Annotated in this window: 16 protein-coding genes; 3 read left to right on the top strand and 13 right to left on the bottom strand. The window is 65.6% G+C overall.

Translation table 11 applies throughout. The features are described from left to right. Nucleotides 1-47: 47 nt before the first annotated feature. From AOP73_RS07760 to rimP, 9 genes are all read right to left on the bottom strand, one after another. The gene (locus AOP73_RS07760; protein ID WP_061964433.1) at nt 48-911 is read right to left on the bottom strand and encodes a glutamate ABC transporter substrate-binding protein; all 864 of its coding nucleotides are present in this window, start codon (nt 909-911) and stop codon (nt 48-50) included. 70 nt (nt 912-981) lie between these two features. Further along, nucleotides 982-1,755, bottom strand: coding sequence for an amino acid ABC transporter ATP-binding protein (locus AOP73_RS07755; RefSeq protein ID WP_439645231.1), 774 nt, complete (start codon nt 1,753-1,755; stop codon nt 982-984). A gap of 50 nt (nt 1,756-1,805) precedes the next feature. Next, the gene (locus AOP73_RS07750; protein ID WP_236683530.1) at nt 1,806-2,828 is read right to left on the bottom strand and encodes a bifunctional riboflavin kinase/FAD synthetase; all 1,023 of its coding nucleotides are present in this window, start codon (nt 2,826-2,828) and stop codon (nt 1,806-1,808) included. Nucleotides 2,829-2,868: 40 nt separating this feature from the next. Next, nucleotides 2,869-3,846 carry a tRNA pseudouridine(55) synthase TruB gene (gene truB / locus AOP73_RS07745; protein WP_061964432.1) on the bottom strand — a complete coding sequence of 326 codons (978 nt, stop codon included), beginning with the start codon at nt 3,844-3,846 and terminating at the stop codon, nt 2,869-2,871. Next, nucleotides 3,830-4,267 carry a 30S ribosome-binding factor RbfA gene (gene rbfA, locus AOP73_RS07740; RefSeq protein ID WP_061964430.1) on the bottom strand — a complete coding sequence of 146 codons (438 nt, stop codon included), beginning with the start codon at nt 4,265-4,267 and terminating at the stop codon, nt 3,830-3,832. Before rbfA ends, truB begins: the two co-directional genes overlap by 17 nt. After that, entirely contained in the window at nt 4,267-6,942 is a 2,676-nt protein-coding gene (gene infB, locus AOP73_RS07735; protein WP_061964428.1) for a translation initiation factor IF-2, read from the bottom strand. Before infB ends, rbfA begins: the two co-directional genes overlap by 1 nt. Before the next feature lie 131 nt (nt 6,943-7,073). After that, nucleotides 7,074-7,361: a YlxR family protein gene (locus AOP73_RS12240; protein ID WP_084626664.1), complete on the bottom strand. Its 288-nt coding sequence runs from the start codon at nt 7,359-7,361 to the stop codon at nt 7,074-7,076. Nucleotides 7,362-7,378: 17 nt separating this feature from the next. Next, the gene (gene nusA, locus AOP73_RS07725) at nt 7,379-8,431 is read right to left on the bottom strand and encodes a transcription termination factor NusA (RefSeq protein ID WP_061964424.1); all 1,053 of its coding nucleotides are present in this window, start codon (nt 8,429-8,431) and stop codon (nt 7,379-7,381) included. Then, nucleotides 8,421-8,924, bottom strand: a complete 504-nt coding sequence (gene rimP, locus AOP73_RS07720; RefSeq protein ID WP_061964422.1) for a ribosome maturation factor RimP — start codon at nt 8,922-8,924, stop codon at nt 8,421-8,423. The genes nusA and rimP overlap by 11 nt, the downstream gene beginning before the upstream one ends. Nucleotides 8,925-9,020: 96 nt before the next feature. Here rimP and AOP73_RS07715 point away from each other — a divergent pair, with 96 nt between their 5' ends. Then, nucleotides 9,021-10,142, top strand: coding sequence for a hypothetical protein (locus AOP73_RS07715; RefSeq protein ID WP_152650575.1), 1,122 nt, complete (start codon nt 9,021-9,023; stop codon nt 10,140-10,142). A 99-nt stretch (nt 10,143-10,241) separates the two neighbouring features. Here AOP73_RS07715 and AOP73_RS07710 read toward each other — a convergent pair whose 3' ends face one another. The 3 genes from AOP73_RS07710 to ispG are packed head-to-tail and all read right to left on the bottom strand — an operon-like array spanning nt 10,242 to nt 14,186. After that, nucleotides 10,242-12,041 carry a proline--tRNA ligase gene (locus tag AOP73_RS07710; protein ID WP_061964950.1) on the bottom strand — a complete coding sequence of 600 codons (1,800 nt, stop codon included), beginning with the start codon at nt 12,039-12,041 and terminating at the stop codon, nt 10,242-10,244. Between the two features lie 52 nt (nt 12,042-12,093). Continuing rightward, the gene (locus AOP73_RS07705) at nt 12,094-13,035 is read right to left on the bottom strand and encodes a GNAT family N-acetyltransferase (protein WP_061964418.1); all 942 of its coding nucleotides are present in this window, start codon (nt 13,033-13,035) and stop codon (nt 12,094-12,096) included. Further along, on the bottom strand, nt 13,032-14,186 hold the full coding sequence (ispG, locus tag AOP73_RS07700; protein WP_061964416.1) for a flavodoxin-dependent (E)-4-hydroxy-3-methylbut-2-enyl-diphosphate synthase: 1,155 nt from the start codon (nt 14,184-14,186) through the stop codon (nt 13,032-13,034). Before ispG ends, AOP73_RS07705 begins: the two co-directional genes overlap by 4 nt. A gap of 95 nt (nt 14,187-14,281) precedes the next feature. On the opposite strand from ispG, the gene AOP73_RS07695 reads away from it, so the two are divergent. Both AOP73_RS07695 and AOP73_RS07690 read left to right on the top strand, forming a co-directional pair. Continuing rightward, nucleotides 14,282-14,947, top strand: a complete 666-nt coding sequence (locus AOP73_RS07695; protein ID WP_084626662.1) for an arsenate reductase/protein-tyrosine-phosphatase family protein — start codon at nt 14,282-14,284, stop codon at nt 14,945-14,947. A gap of 4 nt (nt 14,948-14,951) precedes the next feature. Next, nucleotides 14,952-15,632 carry an arsenate reductase ArsC gene (locus AOP73_RS07690; RefSeq protein WP_061964412.1) on the top strand — a complete coding sequence of 227 codons (681 nt, stop codon included), beginning with the start codon at nt 14,952-14,954 and terminating at the stop codon, nt 15,630-15,632. 23 nt (nt 15,633-15,655) lie between these two features. On the opposite strand, the gene AOP73_RS07685 is transcribed toward AOP73_RS07690, so the two are convergent. After that, complete coding sequence (locus AOP73_RS07685) at nt 15,656-16,966, bottom strand: M50 family metallopeptidase (protein WP_061964410.1); 1,311 nt, start codon at nt 16,964-16,966, stop codon at nt 15,656-15,658. Between the last annotated feature and the right edge of the window lie 3 nt (nt 16,967-16,969).

Here is a 16,969-nt window from a genome sequence, read left to right as displayed (position 1 = left end):
GCTCTCGGTGCGCTCCGCGAGGGAGCGCACCGAGGCCCACTTACTGGCTAGTTTTCGTAGCGGTCGACCGAGGGAGCGGTCGGCTCGGGAAGGACCGTTCCAGCGGTCTCGTTCCACGCGTCGAGCCACGAACCGTCCTCGAAGGACTCTTCGAGAACGTCGTTGATCCACATGCGGAAGTCGGTGTCGTCGTGCGCGACACCGATGCCGTAGGGCTCCTCGGTGAACGGTTCGCCAGCCACCTTGAACTCGCCGTCCGACTCGGACACGTAGCCCGCGAGAATGACGTTGTCAGTGGTCACCACGTCGACTGCACCGTTGCGCAGCGGCTCGAGGCAGTCGGTGTAGGCACCGAACAGCACGAGGTTGGCGTCGGGGTAGTTGTCCGCGATGTTCGCGGCGGGGGTCGAGCCCTCAACCGAGCACACGTTCTTGCCCGCGAGGTCATCGGGGCTGGTGATGTCCTCGTTGTCGGCAAGCACCATGAGCGCCTGGCCTGCGTTGTAGTACGGTCCGGCGAAGGAGACTACTTCCTTACGCTCGTCGTTGATGGTGTACGTCGCCACCACCATGTCGACCTGACCGCCCTCGATGAAGGGCTCACGGTTGGCGGACACCGTCTCGACCCAGGTAATGCCCGAGTCTTCAATGCCAAGCTTGTGAGCGATGATCTTCGCGACCTCAACGTCGAAGCCCTCAGGGTCACCGCTGGGGGCCTTGAGGCCGAACAGGGGCTGGTCGAACTTGGTACCAATAGTGATGGCACCCGCATCCGCGAGCTTAGCCATCGTCGATCCCTCGGGGAACGACGACGGGTCGACGTCGTCTCCGCCACCGGAATCCGACGAGCACGCGCTCAGCGCGATCGCAGCAGTCGCTGCCAGCGCCGCTACCTTTACCTTGGTGTTCATGTGATCTCCTTTATTTTTGGTCCGAGGGTCTCCCGGGCCATTACTGCAGCTCTGTGGGTAAGAACAGACGTCAGTGGGTCAGGATCTTTGACAAGAAGTCCTTGGCGCGCTCTGACTTCGGGTTCGTGAAGAACTCCTCTGGCTCCGCCTCCTCTAAGATCTGACCGTCCGCCATGAAGACCACGCGGTTTGCGGCCTTGCGGGCAAATCCCATCTCGTGGGTCACGACGATCATCGTCATGCCCTCGTGAGCGAGGTCCGTCATGACGTCGAGCACTTCGTTGATCATCTCGGGGTCGAGCGCCGAGGTTGGCTCGTCGAACAACATGACCTTGGGCTGCATCGCGAGTGACCGGGCAATGGCGACGCGCTGCTGCTGGCCGCCGGAAAGCTGAGCCGGGAACTTGTCGGCCTGCGCGGCAATGCCGACTCTCTCGAGCAACGTCATGGCCCGCTCCTTGGCCTCCGCCTTCTTGACTCCCTTGACCTTCATCGGGCCAAGCGTGACGTTCTCCAGGATGGTCTTGTGAGCGAAAAGATTGAAGGACTGAAACACCATGCCGACGTCCGCGCGCAACTGTGCGAGCTGCTTGCCCTCCGCGGGCACCTCGACGCCGTCGAGCGTAATGGATCCGTCGTCGATGGTCTCGAGTCGGTTGATCGCACGGCACAGCGTCGACTTGCCTGAGCCTGACGGCCCAATGACCACGACGACTTCGCCTTCACCAACGGTCAGATTAATGTTCTGGAGGACGTGCAACTCGCCAAAGTGCTTGTTCACGTCCTTGAGAACTACGAGGGGCTTGTGGTCACCCTGCTGCATTGCATCGTTGGCCTTGTCCATTTAAAGACTGTAGCCCCAAAAAGTGGGCGAATGCCAGGGTTAACGGGGATTTAACACGAATCGTGACCTTGGCTTAATACTTCACGGGTCCAGCTGACGTCTTCATCGAGCGCGGCGGTCAGAGCCTCAAGCGACCCAAAGTCCAGCATCGGCCGACGCCACTGCACCAGGTCCAGGGCGACTTCGGTGTCATAGATGTCGATTCCGACCGCGTCCAGGGCGAAGGCCTCCACCCGTAGGTCGCTGCCTCCCACGGTGTAGTTGTGGCCCAGGCTCACCGCAGCCATCATCCGTGTGCCCACCAGGGGCTTCGCCAGCGCGTTGTCGCGCGCGTCGAGCACCGTAAGCCACCCGGCGTAGACGCCATGGCGCGGAATCATGCCGGCGGAGACGTCCAGGTTTGCGGTGGGGAAGCCGATGGTGCGTCCGAGGGCGTCGCCGTGGATCACGGTTCCGCGCAGCCGGTGGTGCCGCCCCAACACGTCGGTTGCCGCTGGGAGGTCCCCGGACTCGAGCAGTTCACGCACCCAGGTGGACGACCAACGCCGCCCCGACTGGGAGATGGCGCATGCGTCGTCAATAACCTCGACCGCGAAGCCGTACTTCTTACCCAAGTCACGCATGGTGTCTACGTCGCCGGCGTTGCCGCGCCCGAAGCGCGTGTCCTGACCCACGACCACCGTGGCGGCGTGCAGCCCCTCAACCAGGTAGCGAACCACGAACTCCTCCGCGGTCTGCTGCGCGAAGTCGAGCGTGTACCGCACGACCAACGCGCCATTGAGTCCGGTCGCTGCGAGGCGCTCAAGCTTGTCCTGCGTGCCGGTGATGAGCACAGGCGGGTGCGCGGGATCGTGCACGGCCTTGGGGTGGGGATCGAAAGTCATCGCGATGGCGACCTCGCCACGCTCGCGGGCGTCCGCGACCATGCGCGTTAGCACCGCCTGATGACCCCGGTGGACGCCGTCGAAGTTGCCCAGTGTCACGATGGTCGGGCCCAGCGACGTCGGCACGTCCGCAAGCGAGCGCCACGTCGTCATGGAATCCGTAGGCATGGTTGAGTCAGCGCGCGTCACGTGTGTCATTGTTGCCTACCCTCGGAGGAATCTAGAACTCTCACTCGCCAGCGGCGAGCGGGCCAGCCTCAACCGAGCTGGTCTCAAAGACGACCACGGGCGCGAGCTTGCCACGGCGCGGGCGCAGTATGGCGGCCAACGTTCCGGCGGCCGTGATGGCAGCAACCTCTCCCCCGCTGGGGGCCACGACGCCCGCCGATGCCGTGGCTGGCTCGGCGACCTCAATGGCCTGACCGAAGCCCAGGGCCCGCGCTTGCGAGGCGTCGATCGTCACGACGGGCAGCGCCGATGCCGCGGCATCGGCGAGCGGGAGCAGCGGCAGCGGTTCGCCGTCGTCCACGAGGGCGCCCAGATCCTCGAGCGAGTGCCCGCTCGACAGCGGGATATCTCCTACCGCGGTACGCCGCAGCGCGGTCAGGTGGCCGCCCACGCCCAACGCATCGCCCAGGTCACGGGCGAGCGCGCGCACGTAGGTCCCGGAGGACACGTCCACGCCAACGTCGATGTCGATCACACCGCCGTCGCGGCGCACGTCGAGCACGTCGAAGCGCGACACCGTGACCGGACGCGTCGGCAACTCAACGTCCTCGCCGTCACGTACGCGCTTGTACGCCCGCTGGCCGTCCACCTTGATCGCGCTGACGGAACTGGGCCGTTGCTGAATGTCCCCCGTCAAGCCTGCGACCGCATCGGCGATCTGAGCGTCGGTGACACTCGCGGTATCGGCCGTCTCCACGACGTCGCCCTCGGCGTCGTCAGTCACGGTGGACTGGCCGAGCCGAATGGTGGCGTCGTAGGTCTTGCCGTGTCCCACGAAGTACGTGAGCAACTTGGTGGCCTTGCCGATGCCGATCACCAGCACGCCGGTGGCCATGGGATCAAGCGTGCCCGCGTGACCAACCTTCTTGGTCTGCGCGAGACGACGCATACGGCCAACGACATCGTGAGAGGTCCAGCCCTGAGGCTTGTCGACCACCACGATGCCGGGAACCGGCTCGGGCTTAGGCGTCCTCGTCATCGGACTCGGGGTGCTTGTACGGGTCCTCATCGCCGGCGAACGTGGCGCCCTCGCGCATGCGCTTGAGCTCCTCGTCCCGCAGCCGTGCGGCCTGCAACGACTCCTCGAGCGAGGCGGCCGTCTCCGGCACCGCGTCAAGGTAGAAGTCGAGCGTGGGAGTCAGCCGAATGCCCAACTGCCCACCCACGAGCGACCGCAGCCGGCCCTTGGCCGAAGCCAAGGCCGCTGCCGTGGAAGCCTGCTGTTCCTCATCGCCAAAGACGGTGTAAAACACGGACGCCTGCTGGAGGTCGCCCGTCATCCGAACATCGGTGACGGTGACGAATCCCAGTCGGGGGTCTTTTATGTCGTTCTCAAGCGCGCCGGCGACGATCCTCTTGATCGTGCCAGCGAGCTTGAGCGCGCGTGCGGAGTCAACCATTAGTTCCTCGGAATCTCCACCATCTCGAACGTCTCAATGACGTCTCCGACCTGGATGTCGTTGAACTTGCCAAGACCGATACCGCACTCGAAGCCGTCCTTGACCTCGGTCGCGTCGTCCTTGAACCGGCGCAGCGTGTCGATCTTCGCTTCGCCGATGACGTTGCCGGCACGCACCACGCGAGCCGCCGCGTTGCGACGAATCGTTCCGGTGCGCACGAGGCAACCTGCGATGTTTCCGAACTTGGAGCTGCGGAAGATCTCCATGATCTCAGCGCCACCGCTCTGGCGCTCCTCGAACTCGGGCTTGAGCATGCCCTTGAGCGACGCCTCGACGTCCTCGAGCACGCGGTAGATGACCGAGTAGAAGCGCATGTCGACGCCCTCGCGGTCCGCGAGTTCCTGGACACGCTCGGCGGGGCGAACGTTGAATCCAAGGATGATCGCGTTGTCGACCGTCGCAAGGTTGACATCGTTCTGCGTGACAGCACCCACACCACGGTGGATGATGCGCAGGTCGACTTCCTTGCCCACATCGATCTGGAGCAACGCGTCCTCGAGCGCCTCGACGGCACCGGAGACGTCACCCTTGATGATGAGGTTGAGCGTGTCGACCTTGCCATCTTCGAGAGCCTGGTTGAAGTCCTCGAGGCTGATGCGCTTGCGGCGCTTGGCCAGCTGAGCTGCACGCTCGGCCGTCTCGCGCTTCTCCGCAATCTGACGCGCGGTACGGTCGTCGTCGGCCACCAGGAAGGTGTCGCCGGCGCCGGGCACCGAGGTCAGACCGATGACGAGCACCGGACGAGCGGGAAGGGCTTCCTTGACGGGCTGGTCGTGCTCATCGAACATCGCACGCACACGGCCGTGAGCCGTACCCGCGACGATCGAGTCACCCACGCGCAGCGTTCCGGAGTTAACCAGTACCGTCGCAACGGCACCTCGGCCCTTGTCCAGGTGAGCCTCGACTGCCACACCGCGAGCGTCCTTGTTGGGGTTGGCTCGCAGGTCAAGGCCGGCGTCTGCTGTCAGCAGCACGGCCTCGAGCAGCGCGTCGATGTTCTTGTTCTGGATAGCGGACACGTCGACGAACATCGTCTCTCCGCCGTACTCCTCAGCGACCAAGTTGTACTCGGTGAGCTGCTGGCGAATCTTGGCGGGGTTGGCGCCTTCCTTATCGACCTTGTTCACTGCTACCACGATCGGCACGTCGGCCGCCTGGGCGTGGTTGAGCGCCTCAATGGTCTGGGGCATGACGCCGTCATCCGCTGCAACCACGAGGATCGCGATGTCGGTGACCTTGGCACCACGGGCACGCATGGCGGTGAACGCCTCGTGACCCGGGGTGTCAATGAACGTGATGGCGCGGTTGACGCCCTCGTGCTCGTGGTGAACCTGGTACGCACCGATGTGCTGCGTGATGCCGCCGGCCTCGCCGGAGATGACGTCGGCGTGGCGGATCGCGTCCAGCAGGCGCGTCTTACCGTGGTCGACGTGACCCATGACGGTGACGACCGGTGGCCGCGCCTCGAGCTCCTCATCGGTCTCCGCCTCAAGTTCGGCGTCGATGTCGATGTTGAAGTCCTCGAGCAGCTCGCGGTCCTCCTCCTCGGGAGACACGATCTGGATCTTGTAGCCCAGCTCGGCACCCAGCGTCGCGAACGTGTCCTCGTCCAGCGACTGCGTCGCGGTGGCCATCTCACCGAGGTGGAACAGCACGGTCACGAGCGACGCGGGAATCACGTCAATCTTCTCGGCAAAGTCAGCCAACGTCGCGCCACGGCGAAGACGAATCAGCGTCTCACCGTTACCGCGAGGAATGTTGACGCCGCCGATGGCGGGCGCCTGGCTCTGCTCGTATTCGGCCCGCTTCGCGCGCTTCGACTTACGCGAACGTGCAGGCTTGCCTCCCTGGCGACCGAAGGCACCTGCGGTGCCGCCGCCACGTCCACGTCCACCTGCGGCCGGACGGCCACCGGGGCCGCCGAACCCGCCGGGACGACCAGGGGCTCCACCAGGACCGCCGCGGCCGGGTGCGCCACCTGGGCCACCACGGTTGGGGGCCTGAGCGGGCATCTGCCCCGGAGTCGGGCGTGCGCCACGAGGTCCGGGCGCGCCGCCTGCACCTGCGGGACGACCACCCGGCGCGCCGCCGGGTCGACCCTGCGGGCGAGGAGCCTGGAAGGGGTTGTTGCCGCCCGGACGCGGGCGAGGGCGAGGAGCCGACGCCTTGTCCGAGAAGGGGTTATTGCCGCCGGGACGCGGACGCGGACGCGGCATGTCGCCGGGGGTCGGTGCGTCAGTCTTGGCCGCCGCGGCAGGCGCGTCGGCCGGAGCGTCCGCGGGAGCATCGGCTGGCTTGGCGGGGGTTGCCGCTGCCGGAGCCGAAGGTGCGGGCGCCGGTGCGGCGGGGGCCTCGTCCGGAACCGGCGCCTCAGGGGCGGCAGGCTTAGGAGCGGCAGGCTTGGGTGCCGCAGGCTTCTTAGCTGCGGGCTTGGGGGCCTCGGCGGGCTTCTCGGCGGGTGCCGGGAATGCCTCCTTGGCCTTTCGCACCACTGGTGCTTCAAGGGTGGAAGACGGACCCTTCACGTACTCACCGATTTCGGTGAGCTTGGCGATTAGGTCCTTGCTCGATACTCCGAGCTCTTTCGCGATCTCATGGACGCGGGGCTTTGCCACAATTCTCCTGTCTTGGTTCGACCAAGACAGGGTCGAACCATCGTTACTGCTGGGTACTCATCGTGAGGCACTCATCGGGTTGCCATGGGCTTTCGTCCCGTTCTATCGATGGTCATCAAGGGCACAGTCTCTTAGCTCTCCAGCGTGATGCCGGAGGCGTCTGCCTGTGGTGCGCGCAGTGCACGCCCCAAGGCTCGACGCTGAAGCGCCGTCGCGAGGCATTCGTCGCTGCGGTGCAGCCACGCTCCTCGCCCCGGCAACGAGCGGCTCGGATCGGCCACCACGTGGTTGCCGTCCAATGCCACTCGCATCAAGACTGACTGAGCGTCCGTCTTCCGACATCCGACGCACGTCCGTATCGGCCCTGTGGGGTCCGACGCGGGGGTGCGAGATGCCAGCGGCTGGCTGCTCAGCGTCATCAGTCTACCGGGTTGCGCTAGTGAGCGGCACCGGGCGCGTCGGAATCGGCCGAATCGCCGTCCTCCACGCCGGTCGCCACGGGGCCGTCGGGCGCCTCATCCGAGCGGATATCAATGCGCCAGCCCGTCAGTCGTGCCGCCAGGCGGGCGTTTTGCCCCTCCTTGCCGATCGCGAGAGACAGGTGGAAGTCAGGAACAATCACGCGAGCCGCGCGTGCCTCGAGGTCGACCACCGTGACGGACACCACTCGCGACGGGGACAACGCGTTGCCGACGTACGTGGCGGGGTCCTCATCCCAATCGACAATGTCGATCTTCTCGCCGTGCAATTCGCTCATGACGGCGCGCACACGCGCACCCATGGGACCAATGCAGGCACCCTTGGGGTTCACGCCCGGGATCGTCGCACGGACGGCCATCTTGGTGCGGTGGCCGGCCTCGCGGGCGACGCTCATGATTTCGACCGTGCCGTCGGCGATCTCCGGGACCTCGAGTTCGAACAGTCTGCGGACCAGGCCCGGGTGGGTCCTGGACAGCGTGATCGACGGGCCCTTCATGCCACGCGAAACGTCAAGCACGAACGCGCGCAGGCGCTCGCCGTGGGTGTATGTCTCGGTGGGCACCTGCTCGTGGGACGGCAACAGACCTTCGACGTCTCCCATGTCGAGGTGCACGTTGCGCGGATCCGCGCTCTGCTGGATGACGCCGGAGACCAGGTGGCCCTCCTTGTCGGCGTACTCACCCAGCACGGCATCGTCCCCCGCCTGGCGCAGGCGCTGGAAGATGACCTGGCGGGCAGTGGACGTCGCGATGCGCCCAAAGTCGTCTGGGGTGTGGTCAAACTCGGGCGAGAGATCGACGAGTTCGCCGTCCTCCGACTTGTTCTCCTCGCGGGCGAGGATGGACACCTTGCCGCTCGCGCGGTCCACGTGAGCGCGGGCGTGAGAGTAGGCCCCGGGGGTCTTGTGGTAGGCCGACAGGAGCGCCTGCTCGATCGCGTCAATCAGGACGCCGAGCTTGATGTCCTTTTCCTTCTCGAGCCCCTGCAGGGCGCGCATATCAATGTCCATCAGGTGCGTCCTCTTCCTCAAACTTCGCGTTCTTCAGCTTCTTCATTTCTACCTCGATGCGCCCGTCGGCAATGTCGCTCAGGGCAAACGAGACGCGCTCGCCGGCGGTTTCCAGCACCACCGCATCGTCCTCGACGTCCACGATGCGACCCGTGGCCGTCGCGCCTTCCGCGAGGTCGAGCGTGACCAGGCGGGTGCGTGCGCGCAGGAAGTGACCGCGCTCCGTGAGCGGACGGTCAATGCCCGGGGTCGAGACCTCGAGCGTGTATTCGTTCTTGGGGACGTTCGCCTCGTCCAGCGCCGCGCCGATGGCACGTGAGGCCACGGCGATCGAGTCGAGGCTGGCGGAACCGACCTCGGTCTCGGGCAGGTCCAGTGTGATGAGCACGCGTGTGCGCTTTCCCGCCGGTGAGACGGCGACCCCGTCAACGACCAACCCGGCGGCGTGGGCCCCCGGTGTCGCGAGGTCGGCAATCTGGCGTGAGATGTCCATAGTCATCGCCTCCCCGCGCGCGGATGCGCGCTCCGTTTCTGAAATTCGTCAGGACACAGTCTAAGCCCAGGCCAAGTGCGTGTCATGATGGCGGGCATGAGCGCCCGCCGAGCCACCAACTCTACCGTCCGACCGTGGACCGCGGCACTGCTCGCGGGCGTACTGGTGGTGGGCGTCGCGGGATGTTCCTGGCACCTCGAGAAGGAGCCCGTCGTGTACCCGTCTGCCGACGCGGTCACCCTTGAACGCGACGATGCTGCCGCGCGCGAGCAGCATGTGCTTGACGTTCTTGGTTCAGGCTCAAGCGATGGGGTGTCTGCATCCGATCTCGCGTCCATCGAAGCCCAGGCTGCCCCCGCACATCTGGAGGCGCTGGGCGGCGTCTATGTCGCGACTCCCTCCCCCGCCCCGTCGCCCTCTCCGTTCACCGGTTCTCTTGACGACGCGGTCACGCAGGCGCGTGAGGGAGCCTTGGAGACCGCGACCACGACCACTGACTCAAATCTTGCACTCTTGCAGTCCAGCATGGGCCTGACTCATGCCTTCGCGCTGTGGTGGGCGCAAAACACCGCCCTGGCCGAGACGGTGCAGCCCAGTCCTTCCCCCACCCCTCTCGCGTCCCCCAGCGGCGCGCTCCCGGGTGAGCCAGAGCCGAACGGGACCGGCGAACCATCCACCAGCGAGAGCGCTATTCCGGCGGTGAGTTCCTCCCCGGAGCCCATCCCCGTGACCGCCGCCGAACGGGTCCTGCCCACCAGCGTCGACCTTGGAGATACGTTCCTCCCCGCCAGCGCCGACGCCATCTCCCCTGTGACCCTCGGCGACCTCGCCGTGGCACACGACCGGGCGCGGTTCCTCTACGAGGTCATCGCCGCCAAGTCCGCAGGTGAAGAGCGTGCGAATGCGCTCGCCCGTCGCGACATCCAAGGGGCGCGTGCCGACGAGTTCGGCATCCTGGCCGGGACCCAGGATCGCCGCCAGGAGCTCTACGACATCCCGCCGACCATGGTGGACACCGCACTGTCGCGTGCGGCGACCGCCAGGGACACGGAGTTTGCCCTAGGCGCGACTTATGCAGCCATGCTGGATGGCGTCACCCCTGACGACCGTGGGTGGATCCTCAACGCGGCATTCGACGCCTACGCAGCAGGGGCCCTGCAGCCGGGCTTCACGCCCGACAAATTCCCGGTGCTACCAGGACTACAACCCGCGTCCTAACACCCCAGGCCACAGCACCCCGCACTTCTGTTGGTCCGTTTTGGCACGCTTTTCGGGGGCTCGAGCGCCCTGCTGGTCCGATCCCCACCGTGCCCGCGGTTACGCAGGTTGAGGCAGATCGGCACGAACGGCTGCGGCCACGTGCTCAATAACGTCGCCGACGGGCAGGTTCTCGCTCGAGCCGGTGGCCCGCACCTTAAACTCCACGTGTCCATCAGCCAGTCCGCGGCCCACGACCACTGTGAAGGGCGCGCCGATGAGCTCGGCATCCTTGAATTTCACGCCCGGCGACACCTTGGGACGGTCGTCGTAGCAGACCTCGATGCCGTCGGCCTCGAGAGCTTTGGAGATCGCCTCGGCCTTGTCGTGCATCGCGTCGTCCTTGCCGGCCGCGATCACGTGCACGTGATACGGAGCAACGTGCGTGGGCCATTTGAGACCCAGCTCGTCGTTGTTGTTCTCCGCGAGCAGGGCGAGTGCGCGCGTGACGCCCACACCGTACGAACCCATGGTGACAATCTGCTGCTTGCCGTTGACGTCTAGCACCTTGAGGTCCAGAGCCTCGGCGTACTTGCGGCCCAGCTGGAAGATGTGGCCAATCTCGACGCCGCGTGCGAGCTCGAGTGGCCCCGAACCATCGGGAGCCTCGTCGCCGGCGAGCACTTCGGCAGCCTCGATCACACCGTCGCCAACAAAGTCACGACCCATGGTGAGTTCGAAGACGTGCTTGCCGGGCGCATCGGCGCCGGTAATCCAGCGGGTACCGGGGACGATGCGCGGGTCCAGCATGTACGGGATCGTCGCGTCCTCGGCGGACAGGAATTCGACGTCCGCGGGCCTCGCCTGGGGACCAAGGACGCCGGGGCCGATGTACCCCTTGACCAGCTCGGGGTGCTTCTTGATGTCTTCCTCAGTCGCGGGCTCGACGATCGCGGGCGCCAGCGCGGCCGCGAGACGCGTCATGTCCACCGCGCGGTCGCCGGGCAACCCCACCACGAGGATGCCCCGCTCGCCGGCGGGGTTGGTGGCAGCGATGACCACGTTCTTGAGCGTGTCCGCCGCCGTCCAGGGACGATCCGCGCGGGGGTGGAGCGCATTCGCCGCATCCACGAGTGTGTCAATCGTGGGGGTCTCAGGCGTGTCCTCGACGTGAGCCGCGGGTGCGTCGGAGAAGTCAATCGCGTCGGGCACCGGAGTGGTGACGGCCTCGACGTTGGCTGCGTAGCCACCGGGTGAGCGCACATACGTGTCCTCGCCGATGGGGGTGGGGCTCAGGAATTCCTCGGACTTGGACCCACCCATGGCTCCCGACGTCGCCGTGACGATGACGTATTCGAGTCCCATGCGGTCGAAGATGCGCACGTAGGCTTCACGCTGCGCCTGGTACGAGGCCTCGAGCCCGGCATCGTCGATATCGAAGCTGTATGCGTCCTTCATGATGAACTCGCGGCCACGGAGGAGCCCCGCACGCGGGCGTGCCTCGTCGCGATACTTGTTCTGAATCTGAAAAATCGTCAGCGGCAGGTCCTTGTACGAGTTGTACAGGTCCTTCACCAGGAGCGTGAACATCTCCTCGTGCGTGGGCGCGAGCAGCATGTCGGTGCCCTTGCGATCCTGAAGGCGGAACAGGTTGGGGCCGTACTCGTCCCAGCGACCCGTGACCTCATAGGGCTCCTTGGGCAGCAGCGCGGGGAAGTGAACCTCCTGCGCACCAGCGGCCTCCATCTCCTCCCGGACAATGGCCTCAACCTTGGCGAGAACCCGCAGTCCCAGCGGCAGCCAGGTGTAGATGCCGGGAGCGGCACGACGGATGTAACCCGCGCGAACCAACAGCTTGTGCGAGGCGACCTCCGCCTCGGCGGGGTCTTCACGGAGGGTACGGAGAAAGAGAGTAGACATGCGCAACATGGGGCTAAGCCTACTGGCGCATGTGGCCAGTCTCGAGCGCCTGTCAGAACATGACCGTGGCGAAGGTCCCGACCTCTTCAAAGCCCACTGCACGGTAGCCCGCCACCGCGGGCGCGTTGAAGTCGTTGACGTACAGCGACACCGTGGGGGCGATCGTCGCGCGCACGGATTCGACGACGGCGGCCATTCCCGCCTTGGACAGTCCGCGCCCGCGTACAGCCGGGTTGACCCACACGCCCTGTACCTGCGCCACATTGCAGCCCACGGCACCAACGTCGGCCTTGAACAGAACCTGCCGGCTCCCCTCAAGTGTCCCGAACTGAACAAAAACGCGACCACCACGCACCAACGCGCGCAACCGATCCTCGTAGGCTGCACGCCCGTGATGCATCGGGTCGTAGCCCACCTCCCCTACGAACATGTGGACAGATGCCGGCAACAACAGGTCGTAGTCCACCATGGTGGCCGGGCGTACGGCCGCGAGCTCCAGGCCAGAACCGTCGCTCGCCACATGCTTGGGGCCCGACGCCAGCGCCATCGACAACTGCCTGTCGCGAACCTCACGCGCAGGACCCCACCAGGGCTCCACGCGACCCCACAGGTCAAGCATCAACTCCGCGCTACCGACGAGCGCCGCAGGTCGGTTGAGCCTACCCACCATCGCCGCCGCGACCTCGGCGCGGACGTCGTCGGTGGAAAAGGCACCAGCATCGGCCGCCTCAGGGATGACCGCCGTCAGATTGGCGCCATTCCAGATAATGCCCACGCTCTCGCGATTCATGCCCGGCAGTCCACGGATGCCACGGCGCTTGACGGCCCACAGGTATGGGGGGATGATTCCGGAGTCACGCGCGGTCTCGAGGTGCATCGCGAGGACGCAGTTGCTGACCGGGTCCTCCGCACACCACTCGAGAGCCTGGGCGAGATCACGCCGCTGCAGGGGCGCCAGCGAGTGCTGCGCGCGCCTGAGCAGCGAGTCGGTCATTGTGCGGCCATCACCTTTGGCGACGAGCCCTCCACGGGTTCCATGGTCTCGGCGATCTTCATGGCTTCCTCGATGAGGGTCTCCACGATGTCCTTCTCGGCCACGGTCTTGATGACCTCACCCTTGACGAAGATCTGGCCCTTGCCATTGCCCGATGCGACGCCCAGGTCGGCCTCGCGGGCCTCCCCTGGTCCATTCACGACGCAACCCATGACGGCGACGCGCAGCGGCACCTCCATGCCCTCGAGGCCGGCGGTCACCTTCTCCGCGAGCTCGTACACGTCCACCTGAGCGCGGCCACATGACGGGCACGACACGATCTCGAGCTTGCGCGGGCGCAGGTTGAGGCTCTGCAGAATCTGGATGCCGACCTTGACCTCCTCAACAGGAGGCGCGGACAGCGAAACACGAATGGTGTCGCCGATGCCCTGGCTGAGTAGCGCTCCGAACGCGGTTGCGGACTTGATGGTGCCCTGGAACGCGGGGCCGGCCTCAGTGACGCCGAGGTGCAGCGGCCAGTCGCCGCGCTGGCTCAGCATCTCGTACGCCTTGACCATGATCACAGGGTCGTTGTGCTTGACGGAGATCTTGAAGTCGTGGAAGTCGTGCTCCTCGAACAGGCTCGCCTCCCATACCGCGGACTCGACGAGGGCCTCGGGGGTCGCCTTGCCGTACTTCTTGAGCAGGCGCGGATCCAACGATCCTGCGTTGACGCCGATGCGGATCGAGGTGCCGTGGTCCTTGGCCGCCTGCGCGATCTCCTTGACCTGGTCATCAAACTTGCGGATGTTGCCCGGGTTCACGCGCACCGCGGCGCAGCCGGCCTCGATGGCGGCGAACACGTACTTGGGCTGGAAGTGGATGTCAGCGATCACGGGGATGTTGGACTTCTTGGCGATCGCGGGGAGCGCGTCAGCGTCGTCCTGCGTCGGTACCGCAACGCGCACAATGTCGCAGCCTGATGCGGTGAGCTCCGCGATCTGCTGCAGCGTCGCGTTGATGTCGGTGGTCTTGGTCGTGGTCATCGACTGCACGCTCACGGGTGCGTCTCCGCCCACGTCAACCGTGCCGACCTTGATCTTGCGGGTCTTCTTGCGGGGGCTAAGCGTCTCCGGCGGCATGGCCGGCATTCCGAGTCCAATTGCAGTCATAGTTCTAGTATCAACCACTCGCCCACCCTGGATGTTCCCGACTCACGCGCCAGGCCGAGAGGACGACATCAACTTCATCTGATATTGTTTCAATCATGATTGAACTAAATCGCATGGAGGTGCTCGGGGCCCTCGCGGAACCTAGCCGTCTCGCGATCGTGGATGCGCTGGCGTTGGACGACCTCTCGCCCAAAGAACTGAGCGCACGGACTGGCCAGCAGCCCAGCCTCCTGGCCCACCACCTCGCCTGGCTAGAGAAGGCGGAGGTAGTCCGCCGACGCCGCTCGGATGGCGACGCCCGCCGGTCCTACTTCACACTTGCTTGGGACAACCCCATCGTCGCCGCGACGGCCGCCCAAACGCTCGCGCCCGAGGGTGCCCGCGTGGTTTTTGTGTGCTCCGCCAACTCCGCGCGGTCGCAGTTCGCCGCCAGTCTCTTTGCACGCCGCACCTCGCTCCCGGTCGCGTCTGCCGGCACCGTTCCGGCGGCCCGCGTGCACCCACTGGCGACTGCAGCCTTGGCCAGCGAGGGCCTGGCACCGCTCACCTCACGACCACAGCCCGCGTCCGAGGTGTTGAGAGACGGCGACGTCGTCATCGCCGTGTGCGACCAGGCCTTCGAGGAAATGGGTCGCGATGTCATCGACCTCCACTGGTCGATACCGGACCCCGCACCAGGCGGCCCGGCCGAATTTACCAAAGCTCTGAACACTATCAACCCCCGCGTCGCGCGCCTCGCCGATGCCCTCACGATTGGATAAGCCCATGACCAACCCGCTCTCTCGCGAACACACGCTCACCATCGACCAAACCCACGCGCTGGAGACCGCCGCTGCACGCCTCGAGGCCCACTTCGATGGGATCTTTGGTCGGGAGACCATCGCTAACTTCCTGGCCACGTCGTATGACCAATTCGCGGGAAACGCCAAGGTCACCAACTACTTGCCCCTCCTCGCGGAGCGATTCGCACGCCAGCGTCTGCAGGCGTTCAGTCGCGTCGAAGGCTTCGTCAGCGACGGCAAGCCGGTGGTGCTGTTCCTCTGCGTGCACAATGCGGGAAAGTCGCAGATGGCGCTCGGGTTCTTTGAAAAGCTCGCGGGCGACCGCGCCATCGCATGGTCCGGTGGATCCGAGCCTGGCAACGCTCTCAATCAATACTCGGTCGAGGCGATGACCGAGGTGGGCATCGACATCACTGGTGAGTTCCCCAAGCCATGGACCGAGGAGACCCTACGCGCGGCCGATGTCATCGTCACTATGGGTTGCGGGGACGCGTGCCCCGTGTATCCCGGCAAGCGCTACCTGGACTGGGACCTCAACGCTGCTCCCGGCACCAGCATCGAGAACGTCAGGCCGGTTCGCGACGAGATCGAACGCCGCGTCCGCGCGCTCCTCAATGAGCTTGGCGTCGCTGTCGAGGCTACCGATTCGCCGACTCACGTGTAGCCGCACCACGGTGCTGGATGGGACTAGGTCACACTCACGGGTGCCACGATGTCGGCCACGATCAAGACCAGTCCCATCACCAGCAACAGCCCGAACACCCCGTACGCGAGCGGCATCATCCTCGCCACGTCTACGGGTCGCGGCTTGGGTAGCGCACGCGCCTTCGCCCAGCCATTCTTGATGGCCTGCCAGATAGCCGATGCGATGTGCCCACCATCGAGAGGGACCAACGGGATCATATTGAACACGAAGAGCGCCAGGTTCAGACCGCCGAGCAGCATCAGCATGTCCGCGATCTTCTCGGACAAGCCGTAGCCCTCGACATCCGCGGAGGCTACGTCGCCGGCAATTCGGCCCACTCCCACCACTCCGATGACGGACTGGGTGTCGCGATCCTCTTGCCCCAGTGCCGCCAGGGTCACGTGGTAGAGGTTCTGTGGCAGGTGGAACACGACGTTGAAGGTCTTGCCCAAGTAGTCCCAGGTCAGAGCCGCACCGGCACCGATGCCCTGGGGCTGGTTGACCACCTCGGGCGCCACACCCAAGTAGCCAACCGTTTCGGTCTCGACATCGCCCGATGCATTGGTCACGACGACGCCGTCGGCATCCGTCACCGCGCGCTCGCGTTCGGTAGGTGTCACCGTGAGAGTGAGGTCCTCACCGTCACGCACCACGTCCAGTGGCATCGTCTTGCCGGGGTTCGCCGCGACATACTCGGTGAGTTCGGGCCATTCGGTGACGGCCAGGCCGTCAATGGCGGTGATCTGGTCTCCGGGCTCGAGGCCTGCCGCCGCGGCGGGTGACTGCGGGTCCCCCGCCTCACATTCGAGCGCGCCCGCTGCGGGGATGCAGGGCACGGTCTCGTTGACCGTGAGGGTGGGGGTGGGTGATCCGAATCCCACCAGCACGGTGGTGAACAGAAGAAGTGCGAGGAACAAGTTGACCAGCGGTCCACCGGCCATCACGATGACCTTCTTCCACCAGGCGAGGTGATAGAACGCCCGGTAGTCCTCCCCTGGCAGGACCTCCTCGGTCGACGCCGCACGCGAGTCGCCGATCATCTCCGCGATGCGGCCCTTCACCTTGAGGGGCTTCACCGACTCCTCAGGAGGAATCATTCCCACGAGCTTCACGTAGCCGCCAAGGGGGATCGCCTTGATGCCGTATTCGGTCTCCTTGCCGTGGCGGGACCACAGTGTGGGACCAAAGCCCACGAAGTATTGGCTCACGCGCACGCCAAACTTCTTGGCGGGGATCATGTGCCCCATCTCGTGCAGCCCGATCGAGATCAACAATCCGAGCACCAATACCAAGATGCCTACGACCTGCGCCATGTC

The organism is Demequina aurantiaca, from assembly GCF_000975135.1.
In the GTDB taxonomy this organism is placed as follows: domain Bacteria; phylum Actinomycetota; class Actinomycetes; order Actinomycetales; family Demequinaceae; genus Demequina; species Demequina aurantiaca.
This window is presented reverse-complemented; position numbering and strand designations above follow the sequence as displayed.